The sequence below is a fragment of the Microbacterium sp. EB106-03-03-XG65 genome (genome assembly GCF_058791955.1).
In genome coordinates this window covers 575496-600544 of the sequence record NZ_JBYTEB010000002.1, presented here as the reverse complement: position 1 = coordinate 600544, position 25049 = coordinate 575496, and the positions used below count along the sequence as shown (strand labels likewise).

The 25049-nt window shown below is 69.0% G+C and carries 23 protein-coding genes; 11 read left to right on the top strand and 12 right to left on the bottom strand.

The window, feature by feature from the left end; genetic code table 11:
* Positions 1–14: 14 nt before the first annotated feature.
* Positions 15–1601, top strand: a complete 1587-nt coding sequence (locus tag AC3WS6_RS16230; RefSeq protein ID WP_492502032.1) for a pectinesterase family protein — start codon at positions 15–17, stop codon at positions 1599–1601.
* Here AC3WS6_RS16230 and AC3WS6_RS16225 read toward each other — a convergent pair.
* The 5 genes from AC3WS6_RS16225 to AC3WS6_RS16205 all read right to left on the bottom strand — a co-directional run bounded on the left by AC3WS6_RS16225 (position 1571) and on the right by AC3WS6_RS16205 (position 6968).
* Positions 1571–2347, bottom strand: a complete 777-nt coding sequence (locus AC3WS6_RS16225) for a sialate O-acetylesterase (protein ID WP_492502031.1) — start codon at positions 2345–2347, stop codon at positions 1571–1573. The genes AC3WS6_RS16230 and AC3WS6_RS16225 overlap by 31 nt on opposite strands.
* Positions 2344–3726 carry a Gfo/Idh/MocA family protein gene (locus tag AC3WS6_RS16220; protein ID WP_492502030.1) on the bottom strand — a complete coding sequence of 461 codons (1383 nt, stop codon included), beginning with the start codon at positions 3724–3726 and terminating at the stop codon, positions 2344–2346. Before AC3WS6_RS16220 ends, AC3WS6_RS16225 begins: the two co-directional genes overlap by 4 nt.
* Positions 3723–4634: a carbohydrate ABC transporter permease gene (locus AC3WS6_RS16215; RefSeq protein ID WP_492502029.1), complete on the bottom strand. Its 912-nt coding sequence runs from the start codon at positions 4632–4634 to the stop codon at positions 3723–3725. Before AC3WS6_RS16215 ends, AC3WS6_RS16220 begins: the two co-directional genes overlap by 4 nt.
* Positions 4627–5550, bottom strand: coding sequence for a carbohydrate ABC transporter permease (locus tag AC3WS6_RS16210; protein WP_492502327.1), 924 nt, complete (start codon positions 5548–5550; stop codon positions 4627–4629). Before AC3WS6_RS16210 ends, AC3WS6_RS16215 begins: the two co-directional genes overlap by 8 nt.
* Before the next feature lie 107 nt (positions 5551–5657).
* Entirely contained in the window at positions 5658–6968 is a 1311-nt protein-coding gene (locus tag AC3WS6_RS16205) for an ABC transporter substrate-binding protein (protein ID WP_492502028.1), read from the bottom strand.
* A 193-nt stretch (positions 6969–7161) separates the two neighbouring features.
* Here AC3WS6_RS16205 and AC3WS6_RS16200 point away from each other — a divergent pair, with 193 nt between their 5' ends.
* Together AC3WS6_RS16200 and AC3WS6_RS16195 are read left to right on the top strand one after the other, a co-directional pair.
* The gene (locus AC3WS6_RS16200; RefSeq protein ID WP_492502027.1) at positions 7162–7905 is read left to right on the top strand and encodes an alpha/beta fold hydrolase; all 744 of its coding nucleotides are present in this window, start codon (positions 7162–7164) and stop codon (positions 7903–7905) included.
* A gap of 56 nt (positions 7906–7961) precedes the next feature.
* Positions 7962–10331, top strand: coding sequence for a glycoside hydrolase family 95 protein (locus AC3WS6_RS16195; RefSeq protein ID WP_492502026.1), 2370 nt, complete (start codon positions 7962–7964; stop codon positions 10329–10331).
* On the opposite strand, the gene AC3WS6_RS16190 is transcribed toward AC3WS6_RS16195, so the two are convergent.
* A complete protein-coding gene (locus AC3WS6_RS16190) occupies positions 10312–10926 on the bottom strand; it encodes a TetR/AcrR family transcriptional regulator (RefSeq protein WP_492502025.1) in 615 nt (204 codons plus the stop codon). The genes AC3WS6_RS16195 and AC3WS6_RS16190 overlap by 20 nt on opposite strands.
* Before the next feature lie 70 nt (positions 10927–10996).
* Between AC3WS6_RS16190 and AC3WS6_RS16185 the strand changes: the two genes are divergently transcribed.
* Both AC3WS6_RS16185 and arfB read left to right on the top strand, forming a co-directional pair.
* Positions 10997–12316 carry an MFS transporter gene (locus AC3WS6_RS16185; protein WP_492502024.1) on the top strand — a complete coding sequence of 440 codons (1320 nt, stop codon included), beginning with the start codon at positions 10997–10999 and terminating at the stop codon, positions 12314–12316.
* 33 nt (positions 12317–12349) lie between these two features.
* Positions 12350–12787, top strand: coding sequence for an alternative ribosome rescue aminoacyl-tRNA hydrolase ArfB (arfB, locus tag AC3WS6_RS16180; RefSeq protein ID WP_492502023.1), 438 nt, complete (start codon positions 12350–12352; stop codon positions 12785–12787).
* Between the two features lie 29 nt (positions 12788–12816).
* On the opposite strand, the gene AC3WS6_RS16175 is transcribed toward arfB, so the two are convergent.
* Positions 12817–14892: a bifunctional lysylphosphatidylglycerol flippase/synthetase MprF gene (locus AC3WS6_RS16175; RefSeq protein WP_492502022.1), complete on the bottom strand. Its 2076-nt coding sequence runs from the start codon at positions 14890–14892 to the stop codon at positions 12817–12819.
* Between the two features lie 4 nt (positions 14893–14896).
* On the bottom strand, positions 14897–15655 hold the full coding sequence (locus AC3WS6_RS16170; protein WP_492502021.1) for a hypothetical protein: 759 nt from the start codon (positions 15653–15655) through the stop codon (positions 14897–14899).
* Positions 15656–15757: 102 nt separating this feature from the next.
* Here AC3WS6_RS16170 and AC3WS6_RS16165 point away from each other — a divergent pair, with 102 nt between their 5' ends.
* Positions 15758–16843 carry a PQQ-dependent sugar dehydrogenase gene (locus tag AC3WS6_RS16165; protein WP_492502020.1) on the top strand — a complete coding sequence of 362 codons (1086 nt, stop codon included), beginning with the start codon at positions 15758–15760 and terminating at the stop codon, positions 16841–16843.
* A gap of 37 nt (positions 16844–16880) precedes the next feature.
* Here AC3WS6_RS16165 and AC3WS6_RS16160 read toward each other — a convergent pair whose 3' ends face one another.
* Positions 16881–17870: an oxidoreductase gene (locus AC3WS6_RS16160; RefSeq protein WP_492502019.1), complete on the bottom strand. Its 990-nt coding sequence runs from the start codon at positions 17868–17870 to the stop codon at positions 16881–16883.
* A gap of 48 nt (positions 17871–17918) precedes the next feature.
* Between AC3WS6_RS16160 and AC3WS6_RS16155 the strand changes: the two genes are divergently transcribed.
* Complete coding sequence (locus AC3WS6_RS16155) at positions 17919–18320, top strand: MerR family transcriptional regulator (protein WP_492502018.1); 402 nt, start codon at positions 17919–17921, stop codon at positions 18318–18320.
* A gap of 16 nt (positions 18321–18336) precedes the next feature.
* Here the strand turns inward: AC3WS6_RS16155 and AC3WS6_RS16150 are convergent, their stop codons facing one another.
* Both AC3WS6_RS16150 and AC3WS6_RS16145 read right to left on the bottom strand, forming a co-directional pair.
* On the bottom strand, positions 18337–18990 hold the full coding sequence (locus tag AC3WS6_RS16150) for a DsbA family protein (RefSeq protein ID WP_492502017.1): 654 nt from the start codon (positions 18988–18990) through the stop codon (positions 18337–18339).
* Between the two features lie 108 nt (positions 18991–19098).
* Entirely contained in the window at positions 19099–19515 is a 417-nt protein-coding gene (locus tag AC3WS6_RS16145) for a hypothetical protein (protein WP_492502016.1), read from the bottom strand.
* Between the two features lie 88 nt (positions 19516–19603).
* On the opposite strand from AC3WS6_RS16145, the gene AC3WS6_RS16140 reads away from it, so the two are divergent.
* The 3 genes from AC3WS6_RS16140 to AC3WS6_RS16130 are packed head-to-tail and all read left to right on the top strand — an operon-like array spanning position 19604 to position 22520.
* Positions 19604–19972 (top strand): PLD nuclease N-terminal domain-containing protein, encoded by a 369-nt coding sequence (locus AC3WS6_RS16140; protein WP_492502015.1) that lies wholly within the window; start codon positions 19604–19606, stop codon positions 19970–19972.
* Positions 19969–21633 (top strand): 2-succinyl-5-enolpyruvyl-6-hydroxy-3-cyclohexene-1-carboxylic-acid synthase, encoded by a 1665-nt coding sequence (menD, locus tag AC3WS6_RS16135; RefSeq protein ID WP_492502014.1) that lies wholly within the window; start codon positions 19969–19971, stop codon positions 21631–21633. Before AC3WS6_RS16140 ends, menD begins: the two co-directional genes overlap by 4 nt.
* Before the next feature lie 44 nt (positions 21634–21677).
* On the top strand, positions 21678–22520 hold the full coding sequence (locus AC3WS6_RS16130) for a polyphosphate kinase 2 family protein (protein ID WP_492502013.1): 843 nt from the start codon (positions 21678–21680) through the stop codon (positions 22518–22520).
* 133 nt (positions 22521–22653) lie between these two features.
* On the opposite strand, the gene AC3WS6_RS16125 is transcribed toward AC3WS6_RS16130, so the two are convergent.
* Positions 22654–23919, bottom strand: a complete 1266-nt coding sequence (locus AC3WS6_RS16125) for an isochorismate synthase (protein ID WP_492502012.1) — start codon at positions 23917–23919, stop codon at positions 22654–22656.
* 560 nt (positions 23920–24479) lie between these two features.
* Between AC3WS6_RS16125 and AC3WS6_RS16120 the strand changes: the two genes are divergently transcribed.
* Positions 24480–25043 carry a DUF402 domain-containing protein gene (locus AC3WS6_RS16120; protein ID WP_492502011.1) on the top strand — a complete coding sequence of 188 codons (564 nt, stop codon included), beginning with the start codon at positions 24480–24482 and terminating at the stop codon, positions 25041–25043.
* Positions 25044–25049: the final 6 nt, after the last annotated feature.

Here is a 25049-nt window from a genome sequence, read left to right as displayed (position 1 = left end):
ACTAGACTGTCGACATGTCCAAGATCGTGACCGTCGGCAAAGAAGCCCACCAGATCCCCTCGCTGTCTCTCGCCCTCGAAGACGCGGAGGCGACCGAGATCGTCCTGCACCCCGGCGCCTACGTGGAACACGTCGTGATCGCGCCGCGCCGGGCGCCGCTGCTCGTGCGCGGGGCGACCGGAGTCGCGGCCGACGTCGTGGTGTCGTTCGGGCTGCGCCAGGGCGACCGCGATCGCACGGGAATGGAGTACGTGCAGGACTGCGCCTCGCTCACGATCGATGCCGACGACGTCACGATCCGCGACATCACGATCGAGAACACCTTCGACAAGCCCGCATACGGCCACCTCCCCAACTCCCAGGCCCTCGCGCTGCGCACCCGAGGGGATCGCATCCTCCTCGAGCGGTGCCGGTTGCTCGGGCATCAGGACACCGTGCTGCTCGACGCGCCCAGTTGGGCGGCGAGGCGCCGCGTGCACCTGCGCGACTGCGAGATCAGCGGCGACGTCGACTTCATCTACGGGCGCGCGACCGCACTGATCGAAGGCGGACTCATCCGCAGCATCGGGCACGGGTACATCGCCGCACCGAGCACGGCTCGGGAGAATCCGCGCGGCTTCCTCTTCTGGGGGGTCGACATCGTCGGCGATCTGCCTGACGGGACCGTCAAGCTCGGGCGACCGTGGCATCCCGGTGGCAAGCCGGATGCGATCGGGCAGGCGATCTTCGCGCACTGCACGCTCGGCCCGCACATCGATGCGGAACCGTGGGATGACATGGGCGGCTACAGCTGGCGTGACGCGCGGTTCGCCGAGTTCGCGAACTCCGGACCGGGGGCGGTGGGCGATGGTCGTCCGCAGCTCGACGTCGAACCCGACCGCTCCGCATGGCTGGCCGGCGACGAGCCCGACGGCAGCTCGCCGACACGGATCTTCATCGCCTCCGATTCCACCGCCTCCGAGTACCCCGCAGACAGGGCGCCCCGCACGGGGTGGGGGCAGGTGCTCGCAGATGTCGTGGATGCCGAGGTCGTCAATCTTGCGGTGTCGGGGGCCAGCACCACCAGTTACATCGCCGAGGGCACTCTCGATGCGCTCCTCGCCGACGTGCGGTCCGGTGACATCGTGCTGATCGGTTTCGGGCACAACGACCCCAAGCCCGATGAGCGTCACGCCGACGTCTTCACGGCCTTCCCCGGCAACCTCCGCCGCTTCCTCATCGGGGTGCGGACCCGGTCTGCGGTGCCCGTGCTCGTGACGCCGATCGAACGCCGCGCCTTCGAAGACGGCCGGGCAGTGCCGACGCATGGCGGCTACCCGGAGAGCATCCGGCTGCTCGCGCGGACCGAGGGTGTCGCCCTCGTCGACCTCACTCGCGCGACGCATCGGCTCTGGGAGGCTCAGGGGGAGCAGGCGAGCACACGCTCGTTCGTCTGGGTGCAGCCGGACGAGTTCCCCGCCTACCCGGCGGGAGAGAGCGACGACACCCATCTCTCGGCGGACGGTGCATCGCTGGTGGCCGCGATCGTCGCCGAGCAGCTCGTGACGCTCGGGCTCACGAGCGCCCGCGCTCAGGAGGAGCGGCTGATCGTCTCGCGGTAGGCCGCGGCGTAGCTCGCGCCGAACACGCGCTGGGCTGCCGCGGTCAGGTGCGTCGTCTCGTCGTTGACGCTGCCGAGCCCCGGCGACTCCGCGTAGCCGGTGTTCTCGACGCGAGACGGCAGATGTCGCAGCGCCTCGGCGACGCCCTGGTGGTCGGGGTACGCGCGCAGCCGGTCGGCGGGAAGCTGACCCACGATGAACGGCGCCGACGCCGCCTCGGGCACGCGGATCCGGAAGGCGCGGATGAGCTCGTCGAGGTCGGCGGCGTACTCGGCCTCTGTGCGCCCGCCGTCGGTCTCGCCCTGGTGCCACAGCACCACGTCGATCACGGCGTCCGGTCCGGTCGCGGTCAGCGCCGCCCGGGTGTGATCCACGGCGGCGTCGAAGAGATTCCGCGCCGGAGGAGCGTCGAGTCCCACCTTCCAGACTCCCGGGTACGTGCCATGTCGCCGCATGCCGGTGCCGCCCATGGTGATCGGCACGATGACGATGCGGTCCTCCGGCGGCAGGGCGGCCAGATGCAGCGCGGCGAAAGGGCCGCCCGGGCCCATGCCCCCGGGGGCGTGGCCGCCGATGGGCGCCAGGGGTTCGCGGGCGGGCACGAGGGTCCTCCGCTCCGGACCCGAGCCGGGAAAGGTCAGGATGCGCGGATCGCGCGCATCCTGACCATCGGGTTCGTAATCGGTGTTCGAGCCGTTCGCGTTCGACTGGCCCAGGAGGACCACGAGGTGGTGCCGCGCGCTCATCCTGCGGTCAGCGCGGAGTCGGCGCGCAGCGGAAGCCCGAGATCTGCAACGGTCACGGAGCGGCGGGTGCGCAGTGATTCGTTCGCGGCGACTCCCACGATGACGCTGCGTACGCCGTCGAGATAGCCGGCCTGGCGGCGCAGCGGATCGATGTCGACACCGCGGAAGACATCGTCGAGGAGCACCGCGTCTCCACCGCCGTGCGCTCCCGTGCCCTCGGGGATCGGGATGACCCGAGGGGGCTCCCACAGCCGCTGGAGAATGACTCGCGACCCGTGCGGGCGCACGCCCTCGGCCTGCGACGTCTCGTCGTTCTGGGCGCTCGGGTCGACGACGGGTGCTTCCTTGCCCTTCGCGCCGATGCCGCTGGTGGTGCGGTCGGGAGAGACCCAGCCCCGCTCCACCACTTCGAGCTCGATGCGGCCCTCGGTGCCCGTGATTGCGACCCGGTATCCCTCCCAGGGCGAGTGCGCGGTGAGGGTGTAGGCGAGCGAGGCCCCACCTTCGTATCCGACGAGGACGCTCATGTTGTCCTCGATCGAGATGCCGTCCGAGAAGACGTCTCGATCGCGCAGGTAGCCGTCATGCTGCTCGGCCTCGAGGAACAGCGCCGACAGCTTGTCGTCGGCCGCGAGGTCGAGTGCGTACCGGTCTCCCGGAAGATCACGGCCGAGCTCGGGGCGAGAGCCGAGGCCTCGGCGCTCGGCGTTCTCGCGTCCGTAGAACCGCAGCCCGCCGAGCGCGAACACCGATGCGGGGGCGTCGTCGATCCACCAGTTGACGAGGTCGAAGTGGTGCGTCGACTTGTGCACGAGCAGTCCGCCGGACTTGTCCTTGTCGCGGTGCCAGCGGCGGAAGTAGTCGGCGCCGTGCACCGTGTCGAGGCACCATTCGAAGTGCACCGAGGTGACCTCGCCGATACTGCCGTCGGCGATCAGCTGTCGCACGAGGGTGTTGCGGGGCGAATAGCGGTAGTTGAAGGTGACGATCAGCTCTCCGGTCGAGTGCTCGGCCGCGTCGACGATGCGACGCAGACTGGGCGCGTCGACCGTCATGGGCTTCTCGCAGACGACGTCGAGGCCCCGCTCGAGACCCGTGACGATGTAGTCGGCGTGCGTGAAGTCGGGTGAGGTGACGACGAGGACGTCAGGTTTCTCCGTCTCCACCATCCGCTCGAAGTCGTCTGCCGCGAAGGTCGCGATGTCACCGGCGCCGAGCGAGCGGGCGATGTCCGCGTAGTAGGCGGTGCGGGTCTCGTTCACGTCGACGAGCGCGACGACCTCGCCGAGATCGGCATGCGTCGTCAACAGTGCCCGGAGGTACATCTCCGAGCGTCCGCCCGTTCCGATGATCGCGTAGCGTCTGGATGCGAGTGTCATTTCATTCCCGTCGTGGCGATGCCGTTGATCAGATAGCGCTGACCGATGAAGAAGAAGGCGATGACCGGCAGCAGTGAGACCACCGACATGGCGAACATCGGGCCCCAGGAGCTCGCGCCGCTCGACGAGATGAACTCTCGGAGCGCGAGCGGCACCGTGTACAGCGCCGGGTCGGTCAGGTAGAGGAGCGGTCCGAAGAAGTCACCCCAGCTGGCGATGAACGTGAAGATCGCGATGGTCGCCATCGCCGGAACCGTGAGCGGCATGATCACGTTCCAGTACGTGCGGAATGCTCCCGCGCCGTCGATCTTCGCGGCATCCTGCAGCTCCATGGGGAGGGAGCGCATGAACTGCACCATGAGGAAGATGTAGAACGCGTTGGTCGCGAAGAACGCGGGCACGAACAGCGGCAGGTAGGTGTTCACCCATCCCAGCTGCGCGAAGATGATGTACTGCGGAATCAGGACGACCTGTCCCGGCAGCAGCATCGTGCCGAGCATCAGCGCGAACAGGAACTTTCGTCCGCGGAACTGCAGACGGGCGAAGGCGTAGGCGGCGAGCGAGCATGACAGCAGGTTGCCGATGATGTTCAGCACCGCGAGCAGCAGCGAGTTCAGGATGTATACGTGGAACGGCTGCGACAGCGCCGTCCACCCCGCCGAGTAGTTGTCAGGGAAGAAGTTCGCCGGGATCAGCCCCACATCGCTGAAGACCTCGGTGCTCGGCTTGAACGATGCGGACAGCATCCACAGCAGTGGATACAGCATGACGAGACCGAGACCCACGAGGATCACGTGCCGGATGAACCGGGTGCCCGTGGTGCCGGTGCGCTCTTCGCGATAGGACTCGCCGCCGAAGCGCTTGGAGAGCCCGCGCATCCCGGTGCGGATGATCGTGGTGTCAGTCATCGTAGAAAACCCAATACTTCGAGACGAGGAAGTTGATCGCTGTGAAGAGCGCGATCACCATGAACATGACCCAGGCCATCGCCGAGGCGTAACCCATGTCGAATCGCTGGAACCCCTGCTGGTACAGGTAGAGGTTGAAGAACAGCGTGGAGTCCGCCGGCCCGCCGGTGCCGCCGCTGAAGACGTACCCCTGTGTGAAGACCTGCAGCGCTCCGATGAGGCCGAGAACCAGGTTGAAGAAGATCACCGGGCTCAGCAGCGGCAGCGTGATCGAGCGGAACTGACGCCAGACGTTCGCGCCGTCGACCGAGGCGGCTTCGTAGTACATCTGCGGGATCTGGCGCAGGCCGGCGAGGAAGATCACCATCGAGCCACCGAACCCCCAGATGCTGAGGGTCACGAGCGTCACCAGGGCCCAGTCGGGATCGGTGACCCAGCCGGGTCCCTGGATGCCGAACAGGGCGAGGAACTTGTTGACGATGCCGTCGTATCCGAAGATCGAGCGCCACAGCATCACGACCGCCACGCTGCCCCCGATGAGCGAGGGCAGGTAGAACACGCTGCGATAGATGGGCAGACCGCGGACGCCCTTGTTGAGGAGCACCGCGATCGCGAGGGCGGCGATCAGCGCGAGGGGGACCGACACGAACGTGTAGACGAGGGTGACGCGCGCCGAGGTCGCGATCTTCGGGTCCTCGAACAGCCGGATGAAGTTGTCCAGGCCGATGAACTTCGGCGGCTGCAGCAGGCTGTAGTCCGTGAACGCGAGATACAGCGACGCGCCGAACGGGATGACGGTGAACAGCATGCCGATGATCCACGGCAGGAGGAAGAGGTAGGCCACGGGCCCGTCTCCCCGCTGCCGAAGACGCTTCTTCGGCGCCTGGATGCGCTCGGCCTCTTCGACCAGGTCCATCGTGCCGACGCCGGCTGTGACGATCGTGGGAGCACTCACGGGATCGTCTCCTTTCCTTCTGGTGACGTGGGCCGGATGCTCGGCATCCGGCCCACGTCGGGTCTGCGTCAGCCCGCCTGAGCGAGAAGAGCGGTGGCTTCGCTGATGAACCGCTTCGCGGCGTCAGCGGGTTCGGTGCGGCCGAAGGTGACCTCGGTCGTGATGGATCCGAGCAGCTCGTTGACCGGCTGCGCTCCCGGAGGCTCCGGCGTCTGCGGGTCGAGGCCCTCGGTGACGAGGTCGGCGACATAGGTCACGAACGCGCTCTGCGACGGGGTGAGGTCCTCGGCGACCTCGCGGGCCACCGTCTCGTTGATGGGCACACCCAGGAACGTCCCGCGCGCCTCATACGAGTCGGCGTCGTTGGTGAGGAAGTCGATCAGCTCGGCCGTCTTCTCGGGGTGCTTGGTGTTGGCTGGCGCCGCCCACAGCAGGGTCGGGGTCACGGCCATCCCGGGCCGCTCTCCCTCGGTCTCGCCAGGGAGGCGCAGGAGTGCGACGGACTCGTCACCCAGAACCGTGGCGTACGAGGGCAGCCCGTTCGCAGGGATGACGGTGGTGGAGATGAGGCCCGTGCTCAGAGGCGACTCCTCGGGGGAGAACGCGCCGGTCATGTCGATGGTGCCCGCCGGAGGGAAGGCCTTGGTGTCGAGGAACTCCGTGTTCATCTCGAACCACTTCTCGACGGTCGCCTCGCTGACGCCGAGCTCGCCGTCGTCGGTGTAGACGTCTTCGCCGTTCTGGCGGACCCAGGTCGAGAAGGTCGGCCCCCACGACATCTCGATGTTGGAGCCGAAGGTCGTGCCCCCGGATGCCTCGGTCACCGACTGCGCCCAGGCATCGAACTCCTCCCAGGTCCAGGAGGTGTCATCGGGGATCTCGATCCCCAGCTCGTCGAGCCGCGCGACGTTGGCCGCGAGACCGATGGCGGTCGACCCCGTGGGGATCGAGAACACCTCTCCATCGGCCGTGGTGTTCGCCTCGAGCATGGACTGATCGATCGCGTCGAAGTCGAACTGCTCGGAGTATTGGGAGAGATCCAGAAGAGCGTTGCGCGCGGTGTACTCGCCCATCTGCTGCCCGACGAGGAACATCACGTCGGGCGGGCTGCCCGCGGCGAACTTGGTGTTGAGCTTGTCCTGGTACCCGCCGACATCGGAGTACTCGAACTTCACGGTGACGCCGGGGTTCTTCTCCTCGAAGACGTCCAGCACCTCCTCGTACATCTTCGCCTCGTCGGCGTTGGCCCAGGCCATGACCGTGAGCGTGATGTCTCCGTCGGCGCTGCCGGTCGACCCCGAGCATCCGCTCAGGGCGAGTCCGGCGACCGCGGCGATCGCGACCGTGCCGAGGACTCGGCGGTTGCTGTGTGTCGTCATTGACCTACCTCATCTGTGAGTGGGGGACCGCGCTGCGGTCCTGTCATAGTAACCGGTTTCCCGGCGGCTTCGAGACATGCTACGTCATGCGTCGTCGGATGCGAAAGCGTTTTCCCAGAATTCTTGCCGGGAGTCAGTAACCGGTTTCCTGATACGCTCATCCCGTCGCGTTCACACCGCACGAAGGAGAGTCGTGGAACCTCGCACCGTCGCGTTCACCCCTGCGGGGGATCTCATCCGCTGGATCGAGATTCCCGGGCACGGCGACCCCGTCGTCTATGTGCACGGGCTCGGCTGCCATGGCGCCGCGACCTGGGCCGCGAGCGCGGTGCGGTTGGGTCGGCGCGCGATCATCATGGATCTCCCCGGTCACGGGCGCAGCGACCGCCCCGAGTCGTTCGCCTATTCACTCCCCGACCTCGCGGGGTCCGTGGCGCGAGTGATCGAGGCGGTGTCCGATCGCCCGCTCGATGTCGTCTCGCACAGCATCGGCGGTTCGGCCGCGATCGTGCTCGCCGCGAGGTATCCCGAGCTCGTGTCGCGCAGTGTGCTCGTCGAGCCCGGAATCGATGTGCACCCCGTGTTGCCCGGGGATCTGGGGGCCTGGACCGATGAGCAGGTCGTCGGCGGCGGATGGGACGAACTGCTCGCGTCCGAGGTCCCATGGCGCAGAGCCGATGTCCGTCTCGCCGATCCCCTCGCGATCGTCCGCAGCGCCCGGCACATCTCCGGCGGTCTCGGCGGAGGACTGCCGGGGCTGATCGCGGGGTCCTCGGTCCCGACGACGCTCGTGCGGAGTCCGCTGCGCACCTATGCGACAGCCCCGGAGTTCGAATCGACGCTGGCCCGTCAGGTCGTGATCCCGGATGCCGGGCACTTCGTGATGCTCGACCAGCCGGAGGCATTCGACGACGCTCTCCGCACGGCGCTCGCCTGATCGAGACCGCGCGTCGGAGGCGCCCCGATCACCGACACCCACCCTGAGGAGACGCAATGAAGCTGACTTACCGCACCCCCGCGACCCGGTGGACCGAAGCCCTGCCGCTCGGCAACGGGCGTCTCGGCGCCATGGCGTTCGGGGGAACGACCGTCGATCGCTTCCAGATCAACGACGACACCTGCTGGACGGGGTCGCCGACCACGGCGCACGGCACGATGGGCGATCGACAGGACGGGCCAGAGGTGCTGGCTCGGGTTCGAAGCGCTCTCGCCGATGACGATCACGAGTCTGCGACGGTCGCCGAGCAGTTGCTGCAGTCCGGGTGGAGTCAGGCGTATCAGCCGTTGATCGACATCCTGTGGGCATCCGATGAGGGTGTGGCCGACCCGACCGGCGACGCGTCCGGTGGCGTCGAGCCCGCGCACTACCGGCGGAGTCTCGACATCGCTGAGGCAGTCGCCGAGACCAGCTGGAAGGTCGATGGACGCCGCATCGTGCAGCGCGCCTGGGTGAGCGCACCCGACGGCGTGCTGGTGATCGATCGTCGCTGCGAGAGCGGCGGTCTGTCGGGACACATCGGCGTGGACACGGTGCACAGCGAGATCTCACGCAGGGTGTCGGTCGACGAGCTGTCGCTCGCCGTGCGTCTGCCATCGGATATGCGCCGAGGGGTGCCGAAGTCGGAGGATCTCGTGCGAGACCTCGGCCCGGGGGCGTCCGTCACGGCTCATGCGCGAGTGCGCATCCTCCACGACGGGCGATCCGCGGGAGACCTGGCGTTCCGCGATGCGTCGAGGGTGCTGATCCTGGCGTCGACCGCGACTGATTTCGTCGACGGGCGCACACCGCTGCACGGCGATCCCGACGTTCTCGAGCGGGTGACCGGCGCCGTCATCGAGGCGGCGGTCGCACGGGGCGTCGATGCACTGCACGATCGGCACGTCGATGACCATCGGGCGCTGTTCGATCGGATGTCGCTCGATCTCGGTGACGCCGAATCCCGCATCGACGTCGCGGATCTCCTCGACCGCACCGCCGAGACGGGCGACGACCGCAGGCTCGCCGCGCTGGTCTTCGCCTACGGGCGGTACCTCACGATCGCCGCATCGCGCCCGGGGAGTCGGCCGATGAACCTTCAGGGCATCTGGAACGAGAATCCGCTGCCGCCGTGGCGGTGCAACTACACGACCAACATCAACCTCGAGATGAACTACTGGCCGACCGAGGCGGTGAACCTGGCGGAATGCCACACGCCGCTGCTCGACTGGCTCGAGGATCTGGCCGAGAGCGGGTCTCGCACGGCGCGCCAGCTGTACGGGATGCGCGGGTGGACCGTGCATCACAACTCCGATGTCTGGGGGTTCTCGGTCCCGGTGGGCGACGGCGCGTTCGATCCGGTCTGGTCCATGTGGCCGCTGGGGGGAGCATGGCTGGCGCGTCACATCTGGGAACGGTGGCAGTTCGGGCAGGACACGGATGAGCTCCGCGACCGCGGCTGGCCGCTGATGTCGGGGGCCGCGGCATTCATTCTGGACTGGCTCGTCGAGATCGCGCCCGGCGTGTGGGGCACATCGCCTTCCACCTCCCCCGAGAACAAGTTCCTCGTGGGGGACACGACCACAGGTCTCACCGTGTCGACCACCGCCGACCTCGCGATGATCCGCGATCTCTTCGCTGCGTGTCTCGATGCGGCGGCCGTGCTCGGCATCCAGGACGAGGTCACCGAGCGAATCGCATCCGTGCTCCCCGGGCTTCCGGCAGAACGCGTCCTCCCCGACGGCACGATCTCGGAATGGTGGGATGACGTGGCAGATGCCGAGCCCGGACACCGCCATCAGTCGCACCTGTACGGGGCGATGCCGGGGGAGAGCATCCTGCCCTGGGCGCACCCCGAGCTCGCGGAGGCCTCGGCCCGCAGCCTCGACGCCCGGGGTCGGTTCACCACGGGGTGGTCTCTCGCGTGGCGCGTCGCGCTTCGCGCCCGACTGCGACAGGGAGAGGCGGCTCACCGCGCACTCGCTGACTTCCTCGCGCCGGTGGCCGACCCTGACAATCCGGGACCTTCGGGTGCTGCGGGGCTCTATCGCAACCTCTTCTGCGCACATCCGCCGTTCCAGATCGATGGCAACTTCGGCGTCACGGCCGCCATCCTCGAGATGATCGTGCAGTCGCATGCCGGTCGGATCGCCCTTCTTCCCTCGCTGCCCGATGCCTGGCCGAGCGGCCGTGTCACGGGCGCGAGGGTGCGCGGTGGCGGCGAGATCGACATCCGGTGGGAGCAGGGGATGCTGGTCGCGGCATCGCTGCGGAGCGAACCGGGGTGGGTGTTCCTCATCGAGCGAGAGGGTGTTGTCGAGCGCTGCGAGATCCCCGAGAGCGGCGTCCTCGAGATCGTAGGAGCTCCTAGACCGCTCGGTCGCTGAGTTCGGCCTCGACCGGAGCCCATCCGTTCTCGAGCACCGCGAATCCGGCGTCGAGGATGCCGAGCTGATCGTCGCTCTCGTTGACGAGCAGCTGCATCTGCAGCACGAAGCGCGCATACACGCGCACCTCGGGAGGCGTCTCGGCGAGGCCGAGCTCGTCGGCGATCGCATCCGCCAGCGCATCCTCGTGACGGAGCCACATCTTCGCGGCGTACTCGCGCAGAGCCGGTGTCTCGTTGAGGAACCGCGAGAAGACCTGCGACACCTCGGCGCCGTGCTCGGCGAGGTTGGCGTGCACCTCGGCCGCATAGAAGTCGTGGATCGCGCGGTTCACCGTGGCACCGTCTGCGCGCTCGCGCACCGCCGACACGAGCCGATCGCGCTGCTCGTCGTCCTCGTCGAAGACCAGCGCCTCCTTCTGCGGGAAGTGTGCGAACACGGTGGTGGGCGAGACGTCGGCGGCGTCGGCCACCTCACGGATGCTGACGTTGTCGAACCCGCGTTCCAAGAACATCATCGTCGCGACGTCGGAGATGTTCTTGCGGGTCGCGGCCTTCTTGCGCTCGCGGCGGCCGATCGGCTCAGCGTTCCTCATGCCTCCACCGTATCGCGGACCCGATCCGAAACTGGCTTGACAACAAAACTGGTATTGATACAGTTTCGGAGTGACTTCACTAAAAAACCCGCCTGTGCGCAGCGAAAAGCGCGCCTGGATCATGCTCATCGTGCTGACGATGCTCACCGTCATCGGCATGACCGTCGTGCTCCCTGTCCTGCCCTTCGTCGTGCTGCAGTACGTGTCGCACGAAGGCGACCTGGCGATCTGGGTCGGCATCCTCGAAGCGATCAACGGTCTCTGCGCCTTCCTGGTCGCACCGTTCCTCGGACGACTCTCGGACAGGTTCGGCCGACGCCCCGTGATCATCGCCGCAGCCTTCGGCGCCGCGTTCGCGATGGCGCTGTTCGGCATCGGGGGAGCGATCTGGGTGCTCGTGCTCGCGCGTGTCATCCAGGGCCTCACTGCCGGTGACCTTCCCGCCCTCTTCGCCTACCTCGCCGACATCACGCCGCCCGAGAAACGCGCCCAGCGGTTCGGTCTTCTCGGCGCCCTCTCGGGCATCGGCATGATGATCGGTCCCGCGATCGGCGGGCTGCTCGCCGCCGTCAGCCTGCAGCTGCCGGTGTTCCTCACCGCGGCCGTCGCCCTCGTGATCGCGATCCTCAGCATCTTCCTGCTCCCCGAGAGCCTCAAGCCCGAGAACCGCATCGAGCGCATCTCGGTGCGCGAGATCCAGCCGTTCGGCGTCTTCAAGGAAGCATTCGGGCGCAAGGAGCTGCGGGGGCTGATGATCGGATTCGGCCTCCTGGCGCTCCCGTTCGGATTCTTCGTCAACAACTTCAGTGTGCTCGCCCTGGACTCGATCCAGTGGGGGCCGACGCAGATCGGTCTGCTCACAGCCTGCGTCGGCATCATCGACATCCTCATCCAGGGCGTGCTGCTCGGCATCCTGCTTCCTCGCATCGGCGAGCGCGGCGTGATCATCAGCGGCATCGTCGCGCAGGCCGTCGGCCTTCTGGGCCTCGCGCTGGTCGCCTCGATCGTCTCCCAGCCATGGGTGTTCATCGTCGGTGCGCTGATGCTCGCGGCCGGCCAGGGAGCGTCGACGGCCGCCCTGGACGGTGCCATGTCGAACGCGGTCGGTGACGACGAGCAGGGCTGGCTCGGTGGAGCGACGCAGTCGCTCACCGCCGCGATGAACACCGCGGCGCCGCTGATCGCCGGTGCGCTGTATGTCACCGTCAGTCACGCCGCTCCCTACTGGCTCGGCGTCGCGCTGATGGTCGTCGCCGTGATCGTCGTCGCGCGGGCGCACATCGCGAACACGGCGAAGCTGGATGCCGATCAGGGCGGTGCGACGCCGGATGCCGATGCCGATGCCGCCGCCGTCGGCGTCCCGGTCGCCGCCGTCGACACCCGCGGCTGACACGCGGGCCCGCGCCCGGGGGATGATGGGTGCATGTCCACCCCCCATCGCCCCGGGCTCCGGGTCTCGTCGGGTCTCACGATTCCCGAGGCCGAGCTGACATGGCGGTTCTCACGGTCGTCGGGGCCCGGCGGACAGGGCGTGAACACCGCGGATTCGCGGGTCGAACTCCTCTGGAATGCCGCGGGCAGCGCGGCCGTGACTCCGCACCAGCGTGAGCGCATCCTCGATCGACTGAGCGGGCGTCTCGTGAACGGGGTTCTCACGATCGCCGCGTCCGAGCACCGCGCACAGCTGCGCAATCGCGAAGCCGCACGCGAACGACTCGTGGCGCTGGTCGCCGACGCACTGCGCCCGCCGGCCCCTCAGCGTCGCGCGACCACGCCCAGCCGCGGTTCGAAAGAACGGCGGCTGAAGGCGAAACAGCGCCGTACCGACGTCAAGAAGCTGCGCAAGCCACCGAGAGACTGAACCGGATACGACCCCGGCCAGGTGAGACCTCAATCCTTGCTGCCGTGTACCAGCTCGAGTCCCGCGCCGGCGAACTGCCGCAGCGTCGCGTCGGGGAGGAACGCCCGGGTCAGCGCGGTGCCGATCGCCGGAAGGTCGCTCTCGTCGCGGAAGAGCAGGTACATGGTCTCGTACCGCGGGTGGAACTTCTGCTTGAAGCGGTGCAGAGATCCGAAGCCGTACACGGGCTCGAGCGCATCGGCGAGCCGGTCGCTGAGAACCGCGATCATGCCGGCATCCGGCGGGTAGTCGTGCGCGAGCGGAGCGCCCGACAGCGACATGATCTCGGCCCCCTCGTCGGCGAACTGCTTCGCGGACGATCCGATCAGGTACTCCATGACGGGTGCGAAACCCCCGTCGCGGCGCCGCATGAGGTCGAGCGTCCATCCGCGCACGACGCCGCCCTCGCCATACACCGGCAGCCACGAGAGGAAGCCGTCGACATCGCCGTTCGGAGCGATCGCGAGGGCGAGTCTGACCTCCCGATCCTCCGCCTCCTCGAGGGTGCCGAGCGTGAACCGCATCTCGGGCAGGTCCTTGTCGCCGACCCATGCCTCCGAGATCGCGCGCAGCTGCTGCCGCACGCCCCACGACTCGTCGGCCAGCCGCGTCATCCGGAACGTCATCTCCTCGCGGCCCGCGCGGTTGAGCGAGCTGCGCACCGAGTTCCAGCGCTTGCCCGTGAACTCCAGACCCGGCAGATCGACGATGGTGTCGTCGGCGACGACCAGGCTGCGCCAGCCGGCGGGCACGGCCTCTCGGGTGGCGTCGTCTGCGCTGAAGAAGCACGGGACGAGGCCGGCCAGTTCCGCGCCACGGATGAACTCGGAGACGGCATCTGCCCGTGAGGCCGAGGGCCCGATCGGGTCGGCGAGCGCGAGCGCCACGCCTGCGCGTCGCTGGTACGCGACGATCCCCGCGTCACTGCGCGCGTAGCTGTTGCCCTCCCAGGTCGTCATCCACGACAGCGTGCCGCCGCCGTGCGCGCGCAGCTCGGTCTTGACCTCGTCGACCGTCGGGGCCGGCTGGATGCCGAGGAGAGATCGGCGTTTCGCTCGGAAAGCCCGGCGCACGGCGATCAGGTAGACCAGCAGGATCAGCCAGAGGAATCCGTTGGCGAGCGTGAGCTCTGTCTCGCCGTCCCAGCGCAGGTCGACCTGGGCCTGCGAGAACACCGTGATGAGGACGAGCACCAGGGACGCGATCAGGATGTTGAAGAGGCCGAGCAGTATCACGAGCACCCACGCCCAGCGCCGGCCGCGCAGCAGCCCGTTCACGAGCACGACGATGACGACGAGGTCGATCGCGAGATCGATGAATCCTCCCGACGCGGACTCCGTCGGGCCGAACGGGCCGTCGGTGGCGACGAGTGTCGTGATGATCTCGACCGCGCCGAGCACGAGCAGCGAGACCACGGCGATCAGGCGTTGCTCTCGCACGGTGGTCCGCTGCACACGCAGGGAGCGGTCGACGACGAGGATCAGGAGCACGGCCAGCAGGTGCTCGAGATCCGCGACCTTTCCCCAGAACAGCATCGCGATGAACACGAAGCCGAGCAGCACGAGCCAGCCGCGCACGCGCCAGGGCGGGCGGAACAGGCCGATCGCGGCGGCGATGCACGCCATGGTGCCGCCCGAGGCCCCGACATCGAGCGCCTGGGCCTGCTCCTGCGCCCAGGCCCACGGCAGTTGCGAGGCGAAGAAGAGCACGAGCGCGGTGGCGAGGATCGCGAAGAGCTGTCCGACCCAGTAGTAGGCGAGCGCGACCCGGGTGCCGCGGCGGTATTCGAGGTACGCCATTCCCCAGAATCCCGAGATCGTGAAGACGTAGACCCAGGGTGCGTTGACGAAGAACGTGCCCGTGAGCGGCGTCCACCACATGCCCTGCGCGAGGTTGGGCAGACCGTACGCGACCGTGCCGAACAGATCGGTCTTCTCGAACGGGCTCCACAGGCCCTGCCAGATCACGCCGACCGTGAGGATGACGGCGATCATCGTGAGCGTGGCCGGGATGCGCCGCGACACGGCGGCGACGGGATGCGATGTGGGGGTTCGCGCCTCGGTCATGCGCTCAGCGTAGCGAGCGACCGTCGCCTTCCGGAGTGGAACGTCGAGGCTCGTGATGATTCCAGGCCCAGCGATAGCCGACGCCTCCGAACGTCATGAAGCCTGCGGCGAACAGCACCCCTGCGAGCACCCCGAGCACGATCGCCCACGCGAACGCGACGCCGGCCGCGACGACGACGGATCCGACCAGCATCCCCGCGACGCACGCGTTCACGACGATCAGCAGCATCACCGAGCTTCCCAGCAGGATGCTCAGTCGCCGCGGCCTGAGGAACGAGTAGGTGCGCTTCATGCCGGGTTCGTCATCGTGGGGTGAGGCGAGGAAGATGTCGGCGACCGCCGGATCCAGATCGACGTACGCGCCGCGGATGCGGTTCATCGCGACGACGTACATCATGTCCTCCTCGGACACGTTCATCACGCGCACCTGGGTCATGAAGCCGATGACGGCGAGGAACGCGAGGATCGCGAGTGATGCACCGCCGAACCACCCGCCGAAGTCCGAGGCCTGCCCGAGCAGTCCGATCGTCACGAGCCCCGCGGAGACGAGGGTCAGGAAGATGGTGATGCGGGAGAGCACCTCGCTCTGCGCCGTGCTGCGGGCCGCGAGGAGTCCCCAGTGCTCGGTCGCGAGGAGTTGCGCACGCCGGCCGAGCACCGCATCCGACTCCGTGCGGGGCGGCGGGGGCGCCGCGGCGTCGTCGTTCGGCCCTGCCGGCCCCTCCGCGGGCATGGGCTGCTCCAGAGAAGAGCCCTCGTTCATATCGGTATTGTGCTCCTGCCGCGGGCTCTCCGGTATGGGCTCCTCGACAGTTGCGACAGTCGCGCGCTGTCGCTCGGGGTCGATTCGGCGTTTGATGGAGTCATGCGCGCGCTTCAATCTCTCCGTACGACCGCGACACGTCGACGCGCATCTCTCGCGCTGGCTGCGGCATCCGTCGTCCTGCTCGCGGCCTGCACCGCCCCGCCCGGGTCGGAGCCGGTTGCGGATGCCGAGTCGGTCGCCTCCGACCTCGACGCCCCGTGGTCGATCGCCTTCCATGACGAGGTGGCCCTGGTGAGCGAGCGCGACAGCGCGCGGGTGCTCGAGGTCGCCGACGACGGACGGGTGCGCGAGGTCGGAGTGATCGGCGGGGTCTCGCCGGGCGGCGAGGGCGGGCTGCTCGGGCTCGCGGTGCACGACGGCCAGCTGTTCACCTACTTCACGGCGGAGGGGGAGAACCGCGTCGAGCGGCGGGTGATCGTCGGAGACGCCGGGGCGCTGTCGCTCGGGGATGCCGCCACCGTGCTCGACGGCATCCCCGCGGCGGGCAACCACAACGGCGGGCGCATCGCGTTCGGCCCCGATGGGATGCTCTACGTCACGACCGGCGACGCGGGCGACCGAGACAGCGCTCGAGACCTCGACGCACTGTCGGGCAAGATCCTGCGCGTCACCCCCGAGGGCGAGGTGCCGGCGGACAATCCCTTCGACCGATCACCCGTCTACAGCTACGGACACCGCAATCCACAGGGCATCGGCTGGGATGCCGAGGGCACGATGTACGCGACCGAGTTCGGGCAGGACACCTGGGACGAGCTCAATGTGATCGAGGCCGGCGGCGATTACGGCTGGCCCGAGGTCGAGGGCATCTCCGGCGACGACGCCTTCATCGACCCCGTGCAGCAGTGGCGGCCGGATGCCGCGAGCCCGAGCGGCATCGCGGTGACGGGCTCCGACATCGTGATCGCCACCCTCCGCGGCGAGCGACTGCGCGTCGTCCCGCTCGATGACCTGACCTCCGGCACCGAGCGGTTCGAGGGCGAACTCGGACGCCTGCGCGACGTCGTGGTCGCACCGGATGGCGCCCTGTGGGTGCTCACGAACAACACGGACGGACGCGGTAGCCCCTCACCCGGTGACGACCGCATCCTCCGTCTCGCCGCCGACTCGCTGCAGTCAGCCGACTGACCGACGGCGAAGACCGGCGCTCGCCGCCGGCAGCCGTTCAGGCGAAGCCGTCGACTCCCGTGGCCGTGACCGACAGCGCCCACAGTCGTTCGGCCGCCTCGGGATCGATCGCCCATTCCTTCACGCCGCCCGTGGTCATGTCGGTGTGGTCGGCCGGAACGACGCCCTTGATCGAGCAGTCCTCGCAGTAGGCGCCGCTGCGGTCGGCCAGTTCGGGCGCCGTCGCGGCCCAGAGTCCCGTCGACGCTCCTTCCGCGGGCGTCTTGAAGCGCGGGTTGGGGGTTCCGTCCTCGTCGATCCAGCCACGGGAGATCAGCTCCTCGCGCGGCACGTGCCGCTGCAGATCGGTCATGATCCCGCCCGGGTGCACCGAGAAGGCGAGGATGCCGCGCGCGGCGCCACGACGGGCCAGCCCCACGGCGAACAGCGCGTTCGCGGTCTTCGACTGTCCGTAGGCGACCCACGGGTCGTAGGGCGTGGTCTCGAAGTCGATGTCGTCGAAGCGCACGGGGGAGCGGAAGTGCCCTCCCGAGGAATACGAGATCACTCGCGCGCCCTCCGGCAGCAGCTCGGCCACCCCTTGGACCAGGGCGAAGTGACCCAGGTGGTTGGTGCCGAACTGCGACTCGAAGCCCTGCGCCGTGTGACCGAACGGGGTGGCCATGATGCCGGCGACATCGAGCACGAGATCGATCGGGCGGCCGTCGCGACGCACGGTCTCGGTGAAGGCGGCCACCGACTCCAGGTCGCCCAGGTCGGCGCTGCGCACCTCGACCGCGTCGATACCCGCCAGCGCCTTCTCGGCGGCGTCGAGACGCCGCGCGGGCACGATCACGCGCACTCCGGCATCCGCGAGCGCACGCACCGTCTCGAGTCCGAGCCCCGAGTATCCGCCCGAGACGATCGCGGTCTTGCCCGAGAGATCGACCCCGGCGATCACCTCGGCCGCGGTCGAGCGGTAGCCGAACTCCGAGGCGAGGGGCTGCTGGCGGGCGAGCATGTCGAGAGGGGGGAATGCATCTGTCATGCTCCGACCGTACGATCTAGAGTGCACTCGAAGTCAAGGAGGAGTCCCGTGGAGGATGTGATCGACACGACGCGCACGTTCAGCATCGGTGAGCTCGCGCGACTGGCGGGCGTGAGCGTGCACACGCTGCGCTGGTACGAGGCCGAGGGGCTGTTCCCGCGCGACGTGCCGCGCACCCCCGGCGGTCGGCGCGTCTACGCGCACGACTCGCTCGCGTGGCTCGCTCTGCTGGCACGACTGCGCGAGTCGGGCGCGCCCATCGCCGTTCTTCGCGAGTACGCCGCGCTGGTGCGCGCGGGCAGCGGCAACGAGGCCGAGCGTCTCGCGCTGCTGCGCGCGCACGAGCGCTCCCTCGATGCGCAGATCGAGACGCTGATCGACTGCCGTCGGGTGATCAGCGCCAAGGCCGACGCCTACCAGGAGGCGCTCGTGGCCCGGGGACTCCTCTGACGACGGAAGCTGCCGACTATTCGCCCACGGCCTTCTCCAGCGCCGCGTCGAGGTCGCCCCACGCCTGCAGCACCACGGGCTCGCCGTCGATGAAGAAGCTGGGCGTGCTGCGCACTCCGAGCCGCTCGCCGTCGCTGCTGTCGGCTCGCACGCGCTCGAGCGTCGCCGGGTCGGCGATGGCCGCATCATATGCGGCCATGTCGAGCCCGAGCTCGGCCGCGAGACCCCGGAACACCTCGGGCGTCTCCTCCGACTTCTCGCCCCACTGGGCCTGCGTCTCGAAGAGGCGGTGATACATGTCCTCGAAGCGGTCCTGCTGCGCCGCGGCTTCGGCGGCGAGAGCGGCCTGCGTCGAGTTGATGTGCCCGGGGAGGGGGAAATACCGCACCACGTAGGTGATCTCGCCCGAGTACTTCTCCCGCAGGTCTTCGACGATCGGATAGAACGCTCCGCATGCCTCGCATTCGAAGTCGAGGAACTCGACGACGGTGACGGCGTCGGGCCCTCCGTCGTCGAGGACGTGCGAGTCGGTGCGCACGGTCTGCATCTTCTCGCCCTCGGGGGTCGTGGGCTCTGCGGGGCGCTGCGCGAGGGCGTAGACGATGGCTGCGGCGGCGAGCACGGCAGCGACGGCGATGGCGATCAGGGTCGCCGAGACAGAGGTCTTCATGGGTTTCTCCAACGGTTCGGATCAGGCAGGTTCTTCGAGCCGCGCGCAGAGCGCGGCGAGGGTCGCCGACGAGCGCGGCTCGGGTCGCCGACGAGCGGCGTGCCTGATTCAGGTGCGGGAGACCGAGAGCTGAGCGAGGGTGAGCGGGGCAACGTGCAGACGCGGGCCGGCGCGAGTCGCAGCCGAGGAACGCCTCGGCGCGATCTGGAGCATCCGATGCGCCCCCGTGAGCCCGCGCAGTGACAGCAGCACAAGGAGGATGCAGCACAGCGCCGCGGCCATGATCATCCCGGCGTCGTGCGAGGGAGCGGTCTCGACCACGCTCGTCATGTCGTGATGACCGGTGACCGATGCGAGGCTCGACCCCGGTGCGAGGCACAGCGCGGTGTGCGCGTCCGCCTTGCCGTGCGATGTCGACCACGCGCCGATGACGAGCAGCAGGGCGAGGCCGAGCGCGAGAGCGACCCGGAGGATCAGCCTCCGCTCGACGCCCTGGTGTCGCACTCGCATCGACAGGTCAGGCATGGTCAGCGCAGTCTAACAATCGGGCATCGGCGCCTGCCCTGAGCGCCCCCACAGGCCGCGGTCGCACAGACCCGCCTACACTGGAGGGGTGGCGAGACTGTTGATCGTAGGCGGATTCCTGGCAGCCATCTTCTGGGTGTACAGCATCGTCGACTGCGCCGTGCAGCCGTCGACCCGTCACCGGGGTGTGCCGAAGGCCGCCTGGGTCGCGATCGTCGTCTTCATCCCCGTCATCGGCGGAATCCTCTGGTTCGTCATCGGACGCCGCCGGGCGGGAGACAACGGTGGCGCGATCCGCATCATGGGTCCCGACGACGACCCGCGGTTCCTGCGCACCATCAGCAAGAGCGAGCAGGACGCCCGCATCCGTCGCCTCGAAGAGGAGCTCGCCCGCCTCGAGGACGAGACCGACGAAGGCACGGCGACCGACGGCACAGCGCCGGACGCGCGTCCGTGACGGCATCGCCCGCGACGGATGCTGCGGCATCCCTGATCGCCGACCTGATCGGCCACGGTGTGCGCGACCTGGTGCTCTCGCCGGGATCCCGTTCGCAGGCACTCGCGCTCGCCGCGGTGCATGCCGCGAACCAGGGACATCTGCGCGTGCACGTGCGCATCGATGAGCGTGTCGCGGGATTCACTGCGCTCGGACTCTCGCGTGAGGCCGGCGTTCCCGCCGCCGTGCTCTGCACTTCGGGCACGGCCGCCGCGAACCTGCTGCCTGCGGCCCTGGAGGCCTTCCATTCGGGCGTCCCGCTGCTGCTGCTGACGGCCGACCGCCCGCCCGAGCTCCGGGGCATCGGGGCGAATCAGGCGACCATCCAGCCCGGCATGTTCGCTCCCTGGGCGCGCGCGCAGATCGACGCTCCTGTTCCCGGTGACGGCGACTGGTCGGGTCTCGCGGCCCAGGCCGTCTCGATCGCGATGGGGGCAGACGCGCAGCACGGGCTCGCCGGCATCGCGGGGCCTGTGCACCTCAACCTGCCGTCGCGCGAGCCGCTCTCGGGCGCCATCCCCGCTCTCGACATCACCCCGGGCGACGCACCGCCGCGCGCCGTCTCCGAGCCGCTCCTGCTCGATCGCGCACGCCGCACGGTCGTCATCGCGGGAGCCGATGCCGGGGCGGATGCCGAAGAGATCGCCCACGCGGGCTCGTGGCCGCTGATCGCCGAGATCGTCAGCGGAGCGCGGTTCGGGCGCCAGATCGTGCACGGCTACCGCGCCCTGCTCGGCGACGCCGACCTCGGCGGACGCATCGAGCGAGCCGTGGTGCTCGGCCACCCGACGCTCAGCCGCGAGGTCACGCGACTGCTGTCGCGCGCCGATGTCGAGGTGATCGCGGTGCGGCGCGGGGGCGAAGAGCTGAACCTCAACGGACGCACCACGTCCGCAGCATCCGTCTCGGTCGCGCCCGGCCCGGCCGATCGAGAGTGGCTCGGCGCCTGGCTCACGGCATCCGCCGCACAGGCCGTCGACCTCAGCGAGCGGGCTCCGGATCCCCACGGACTCGCATCGACCGACTTCAGCGCCCGTCGCGACGCCGTGAAGGCCGAGCTCGAGGCCGTGCGGCGTCCGCTCGACCGTGAGCTGCTGGCCGACGCCGTCTGGCGGGCGACCTGGCCCCACGACCGGCTCGTGTTCGGGTCGTCGCGTCTGGTGCGGGTGGCCGATGCTGTGCTCGGCGGCAAGAAGGTGCCGGTGCACGCCAACCGCGGCCTCGCCGGGATCGACGGCACGATCGCGACCGCCACGGGCATCGCCCTCGCGAGCCAGGCCGGGGGAGCGCCCGGAGTCACGCGCGTGCTGCTGGGCGACCTCACCTTCCTCCACGATGTCGGAGCGCTGCTGCTCCCGCCCGACGAGCAGGAGCCGCGCATCCAGGTGATCGTCGGCAACGACGGCGGCGGAACGATCTTCGACGGCCTCGAGGTGGGCGCCTCCGCAGACCGCGCCGATCTCGACCGCGCCTTCTACACGCCGCACGGCGTGCGACTCGAGCAGCTGGCCCTCGCGTACGGGTGGGAGTATCAGCGCATCACCACCCGCACCGCCCTCGACCAGGCACTCACCACGCCGGCCGGCGGACGTCAGCTGATCGAGGTTCCCTTGTCGCGCTGAGAATCTTCGCCACGTCTGCGGAAGCGCAGTGGCAGGATGAACGCATGACAGCGCATGAGTGGGCAGGGACCCTCCAGGTCGGCGAGGGATTCCGCCTCTCCGACGTCGATCCGCAGAGCACCCCCGGGTACAGCGGCGGGAAGGCCGATGGCAAGCGCGACCTCGCGGTGGGCCTCGATGAGCTCAATCAGCTGCAGGAGCGGCTCTTCGCCGAGAGTCGGGTGGGGGTCGCGAAGGACTCCGTGCTGCTGATCCTGCAGGCGATGGACTCGGCCGGCAAAGGCGGCATCGTGCGCCACGTGGTCGGCGGCGTCGACCCGCAGGGTGTCGCGCTCACGGCGTTCAAGGCCCCGACCGAGGAGGAGCTCGCGCACGACTTCCTGTGGCGCGTCAGCAGGCGCCTTCCGGAGCCCGGCTTCATCGGCGTCTTCGACCGCTCGCACTACGAAGACGTGCTGATCGGCCGGGTGCGGTCGCTGGCCCCGGCAGACGAGATCGAACGCCGATACGACGCCATCAATCGGTTCGAGGCAGAGGTCGCGGCATCCGGAACGCGCATCGTCAAGGTCATGCTGCACATCTCGCGCGACGAGCAGAAGTCCCGGCTGATGGAGCGGCTCGAACGACCCGACAAGCACTGGAAGTACAACCCGGGCGACGTCGACGAGCGGCTGTTGTGGGACGACTACATGGCGGCGTATCAGACCGTGTTCGAGCGCACCTCGACCCCGGTGGCTCCCTGGCATGTGATCCCGGCCGACCACAAGTGGTTCGCACGCCTCGCCGTGCAGGAGCTGCTCCTCGATGCGCTGCAGCGGATCGACCCGCAGTGGCCGGCCGCCGACTTCGACATCGAGGCCGAGAAGAAACGCCTCGCCGCGAGCTGACCGCGCCGCGATCGCCCCTTCAGCTGGCACCTGTTGTCGCTGTTGTCGCGCCATTCCGTCAAGAGGTGCCACCCGGTGCTGAGCGCTGGCACCCCGCCGTGGCCGTCGCCCTCGGCGTTCGTCGAGACCGGGGTCAGGCGAGCGCGTCGACCAGCGGGCGGAACTTCACCCGGGTCTCGAGCAGCTCGGACTCCGGATCCGAGCCCGCCACGATCCCGGCACCCGCATAGGCGGTGACGGCGATGTCGGCCTCGGCATCGGCGCTCGAGGCGACAGAGAACTGTGCGCAGCGCAGCGCGATCGCCCACTCGCCGTTGCCCGCGTGGTCGACCCAGCCGACGGGACCGGCATAGCGCCCGCGATCGAAAGGCTCGAGCTCACGGATCGCCGCGATCGCCGCGGGCGTCGGGGTGCCCGCGACGGCAGCCGTCGGATGCAGTGCTCCAACGAGGTCGAGCGACGACCCGCCGTCTGCCAGCTCCCCTTCGACGTCGGTCGCGAGGTGGAAGAGATTCGGCAGCTTCAGCAGGAACGGCTGCTCGCTCGCGGCGAGAGCGCGTGTATGCGGTCGCAGCGAGGCCAGCACGCTCTGCACGGCGTACTGGTGCTCGTCTAGGTCTTTGGTGCTCGACGCCAGATGAGCGGATGCCGCGGTGTCGGCATCCGCGTCGGCCCCTCGCCCGATGGTCCCCGCCAGCACGCGTGCGGTGACGGTGTGCTCCTGCACGGTGACGAGGGTCTCGGGGCTCGCGCCGATGAGTCCGTCGACCGCGAAAGCCCAGGTGTCGGGGTAGCCGGTCGACAGAGCGCGCACGAGGCGGCGGAGGTCGGAGCGCGCCGGGATGCTGCCGCTGAGATCGCGGGCCAGCACGACCTTGCTCAGCTCGCCGGCGGCGATGCGGTCGAGTGCCTGCCGCACGGAATCCTGATACCCCTGCGGGCTCTGCTCGCCGGGGCCGACCGTGCCCGCCCAGTGCGGACCGTACGTCTGCGTCGCGGCATCCGCCTGGCCCGAAGCGGAAGACGAGCGGATGCTGGTGAGCCACGTGCGACCGCGATGCCTGCCGATGACCAGTGACGGAACGATCAGCACGCTGTCGGCCGCGGAGTCCTCGTCGAACGTCAGCGTTCCGAAGGCCACGAGACCCGTGCCCGGCAGCGACAGCGGGTCGGTGATCTCGGCATCCCGTGCCAGGTCCCGCCAGGCGCTGGCGATCGCCGCAGAGCGCAGCTGACCGGTGCCCGCGGGCACCCGGATGCTCGCCACGATGCCGCCGTCGACAGCGACGATCCCGTCTCCTCGGCGCAGCCAGGCGAGGGGATCAGCCGGGTCGGCGTAGGCCAGGAGATCCTCGACCGGATCGATCTCACGGGTCTCCACGACCAGCCTGTTGCTCACTCCACCAGCCTAGTTCCCCCGCCCTCGACGGGCTTCGAGCGACGCTGTCCGTGCCGGCCGAGCCCTGAGCCCCTCCGCGGCGAGCCCCTTCATCCGCGGCGAGTCTCTCCGTCCGTCGCGAGACCCACCATCCGCAGCGAGACCCACCATCCGGCGGCGAGTTGCGGGTGAGACCCCCCATCCGTCGCGAGACCCACTGCGGTGACGTGGGTTTCGTCCCGAATGCTCCGTCTCACCGTCCGCCACGTGCACGACCGTCGCGAAACCTACGGCCAGCGCTGAGATTCGGGGCGAGACCCTCCATCCGTCGCGAGACCCTCCCTCCGTCACGAGACCCTCTATCCGGCGGCGAGTTGCGGGTGAGACCCACCATCCGTCGCGAGACCCACTGCGGTGACGTGGGTTTCGTCCCGAATGCTCCGTCTCACCGCATCCACGCCCGCACGCACGCACGCAAACCGCCGCCCCCACGCACGCACACCGCCGCCCCCGCCCGCCTCCCGCCAGCCACCCGCCCCACCCACCCGCCCCACCCACCGTCCGCCGCATACGCTGGGGGCATGAGCGACGCACGCCCCGCCCCCGGCACCGAGATGGTCTTCCAGTGGCGCAAATGGGACGGCTCGCCGCACTGGCGTCACGAGTGCGTCTACCTCGGCTCCGACGAGTGGGGCGACTGGGTCGGGCAGCCGACCGGATGGCACAGCGCTCGTCCCGGCGCGGCGTTCGTGGCGGCGACGCCGAATGTCACTCTCGTCCCCCGCCAGACGGACTACGCGCTGACGGTCAACCGAGATCACCCGCGGGGCATGCGCATCTACATCGACCTCGGGTGGGACATCGGGTGGTCCGATGATCCACTGCTCGCGGTCGGCATCGACATGGACCTCGACGTGGTTCGGGTCGTCGGCGAGCGCGGCACCTGGGTCGATGACCGCGACGAGTGGGCCGAGCACAGCGCGCAATACGGGTACCCGGCCGAGGTGATGACCAGGCTCGAAGACCTTGCTCTCGACCTCGAGCACCGGGTCCGCGCGCAGTCCGCGCCGTTCGACGACGCCACCGCCGACATCTGGCTCGATCGTCTCGAGGCTCTGCGGCTGGCGCCCAGGGCTCGCGCCTAGACTGGA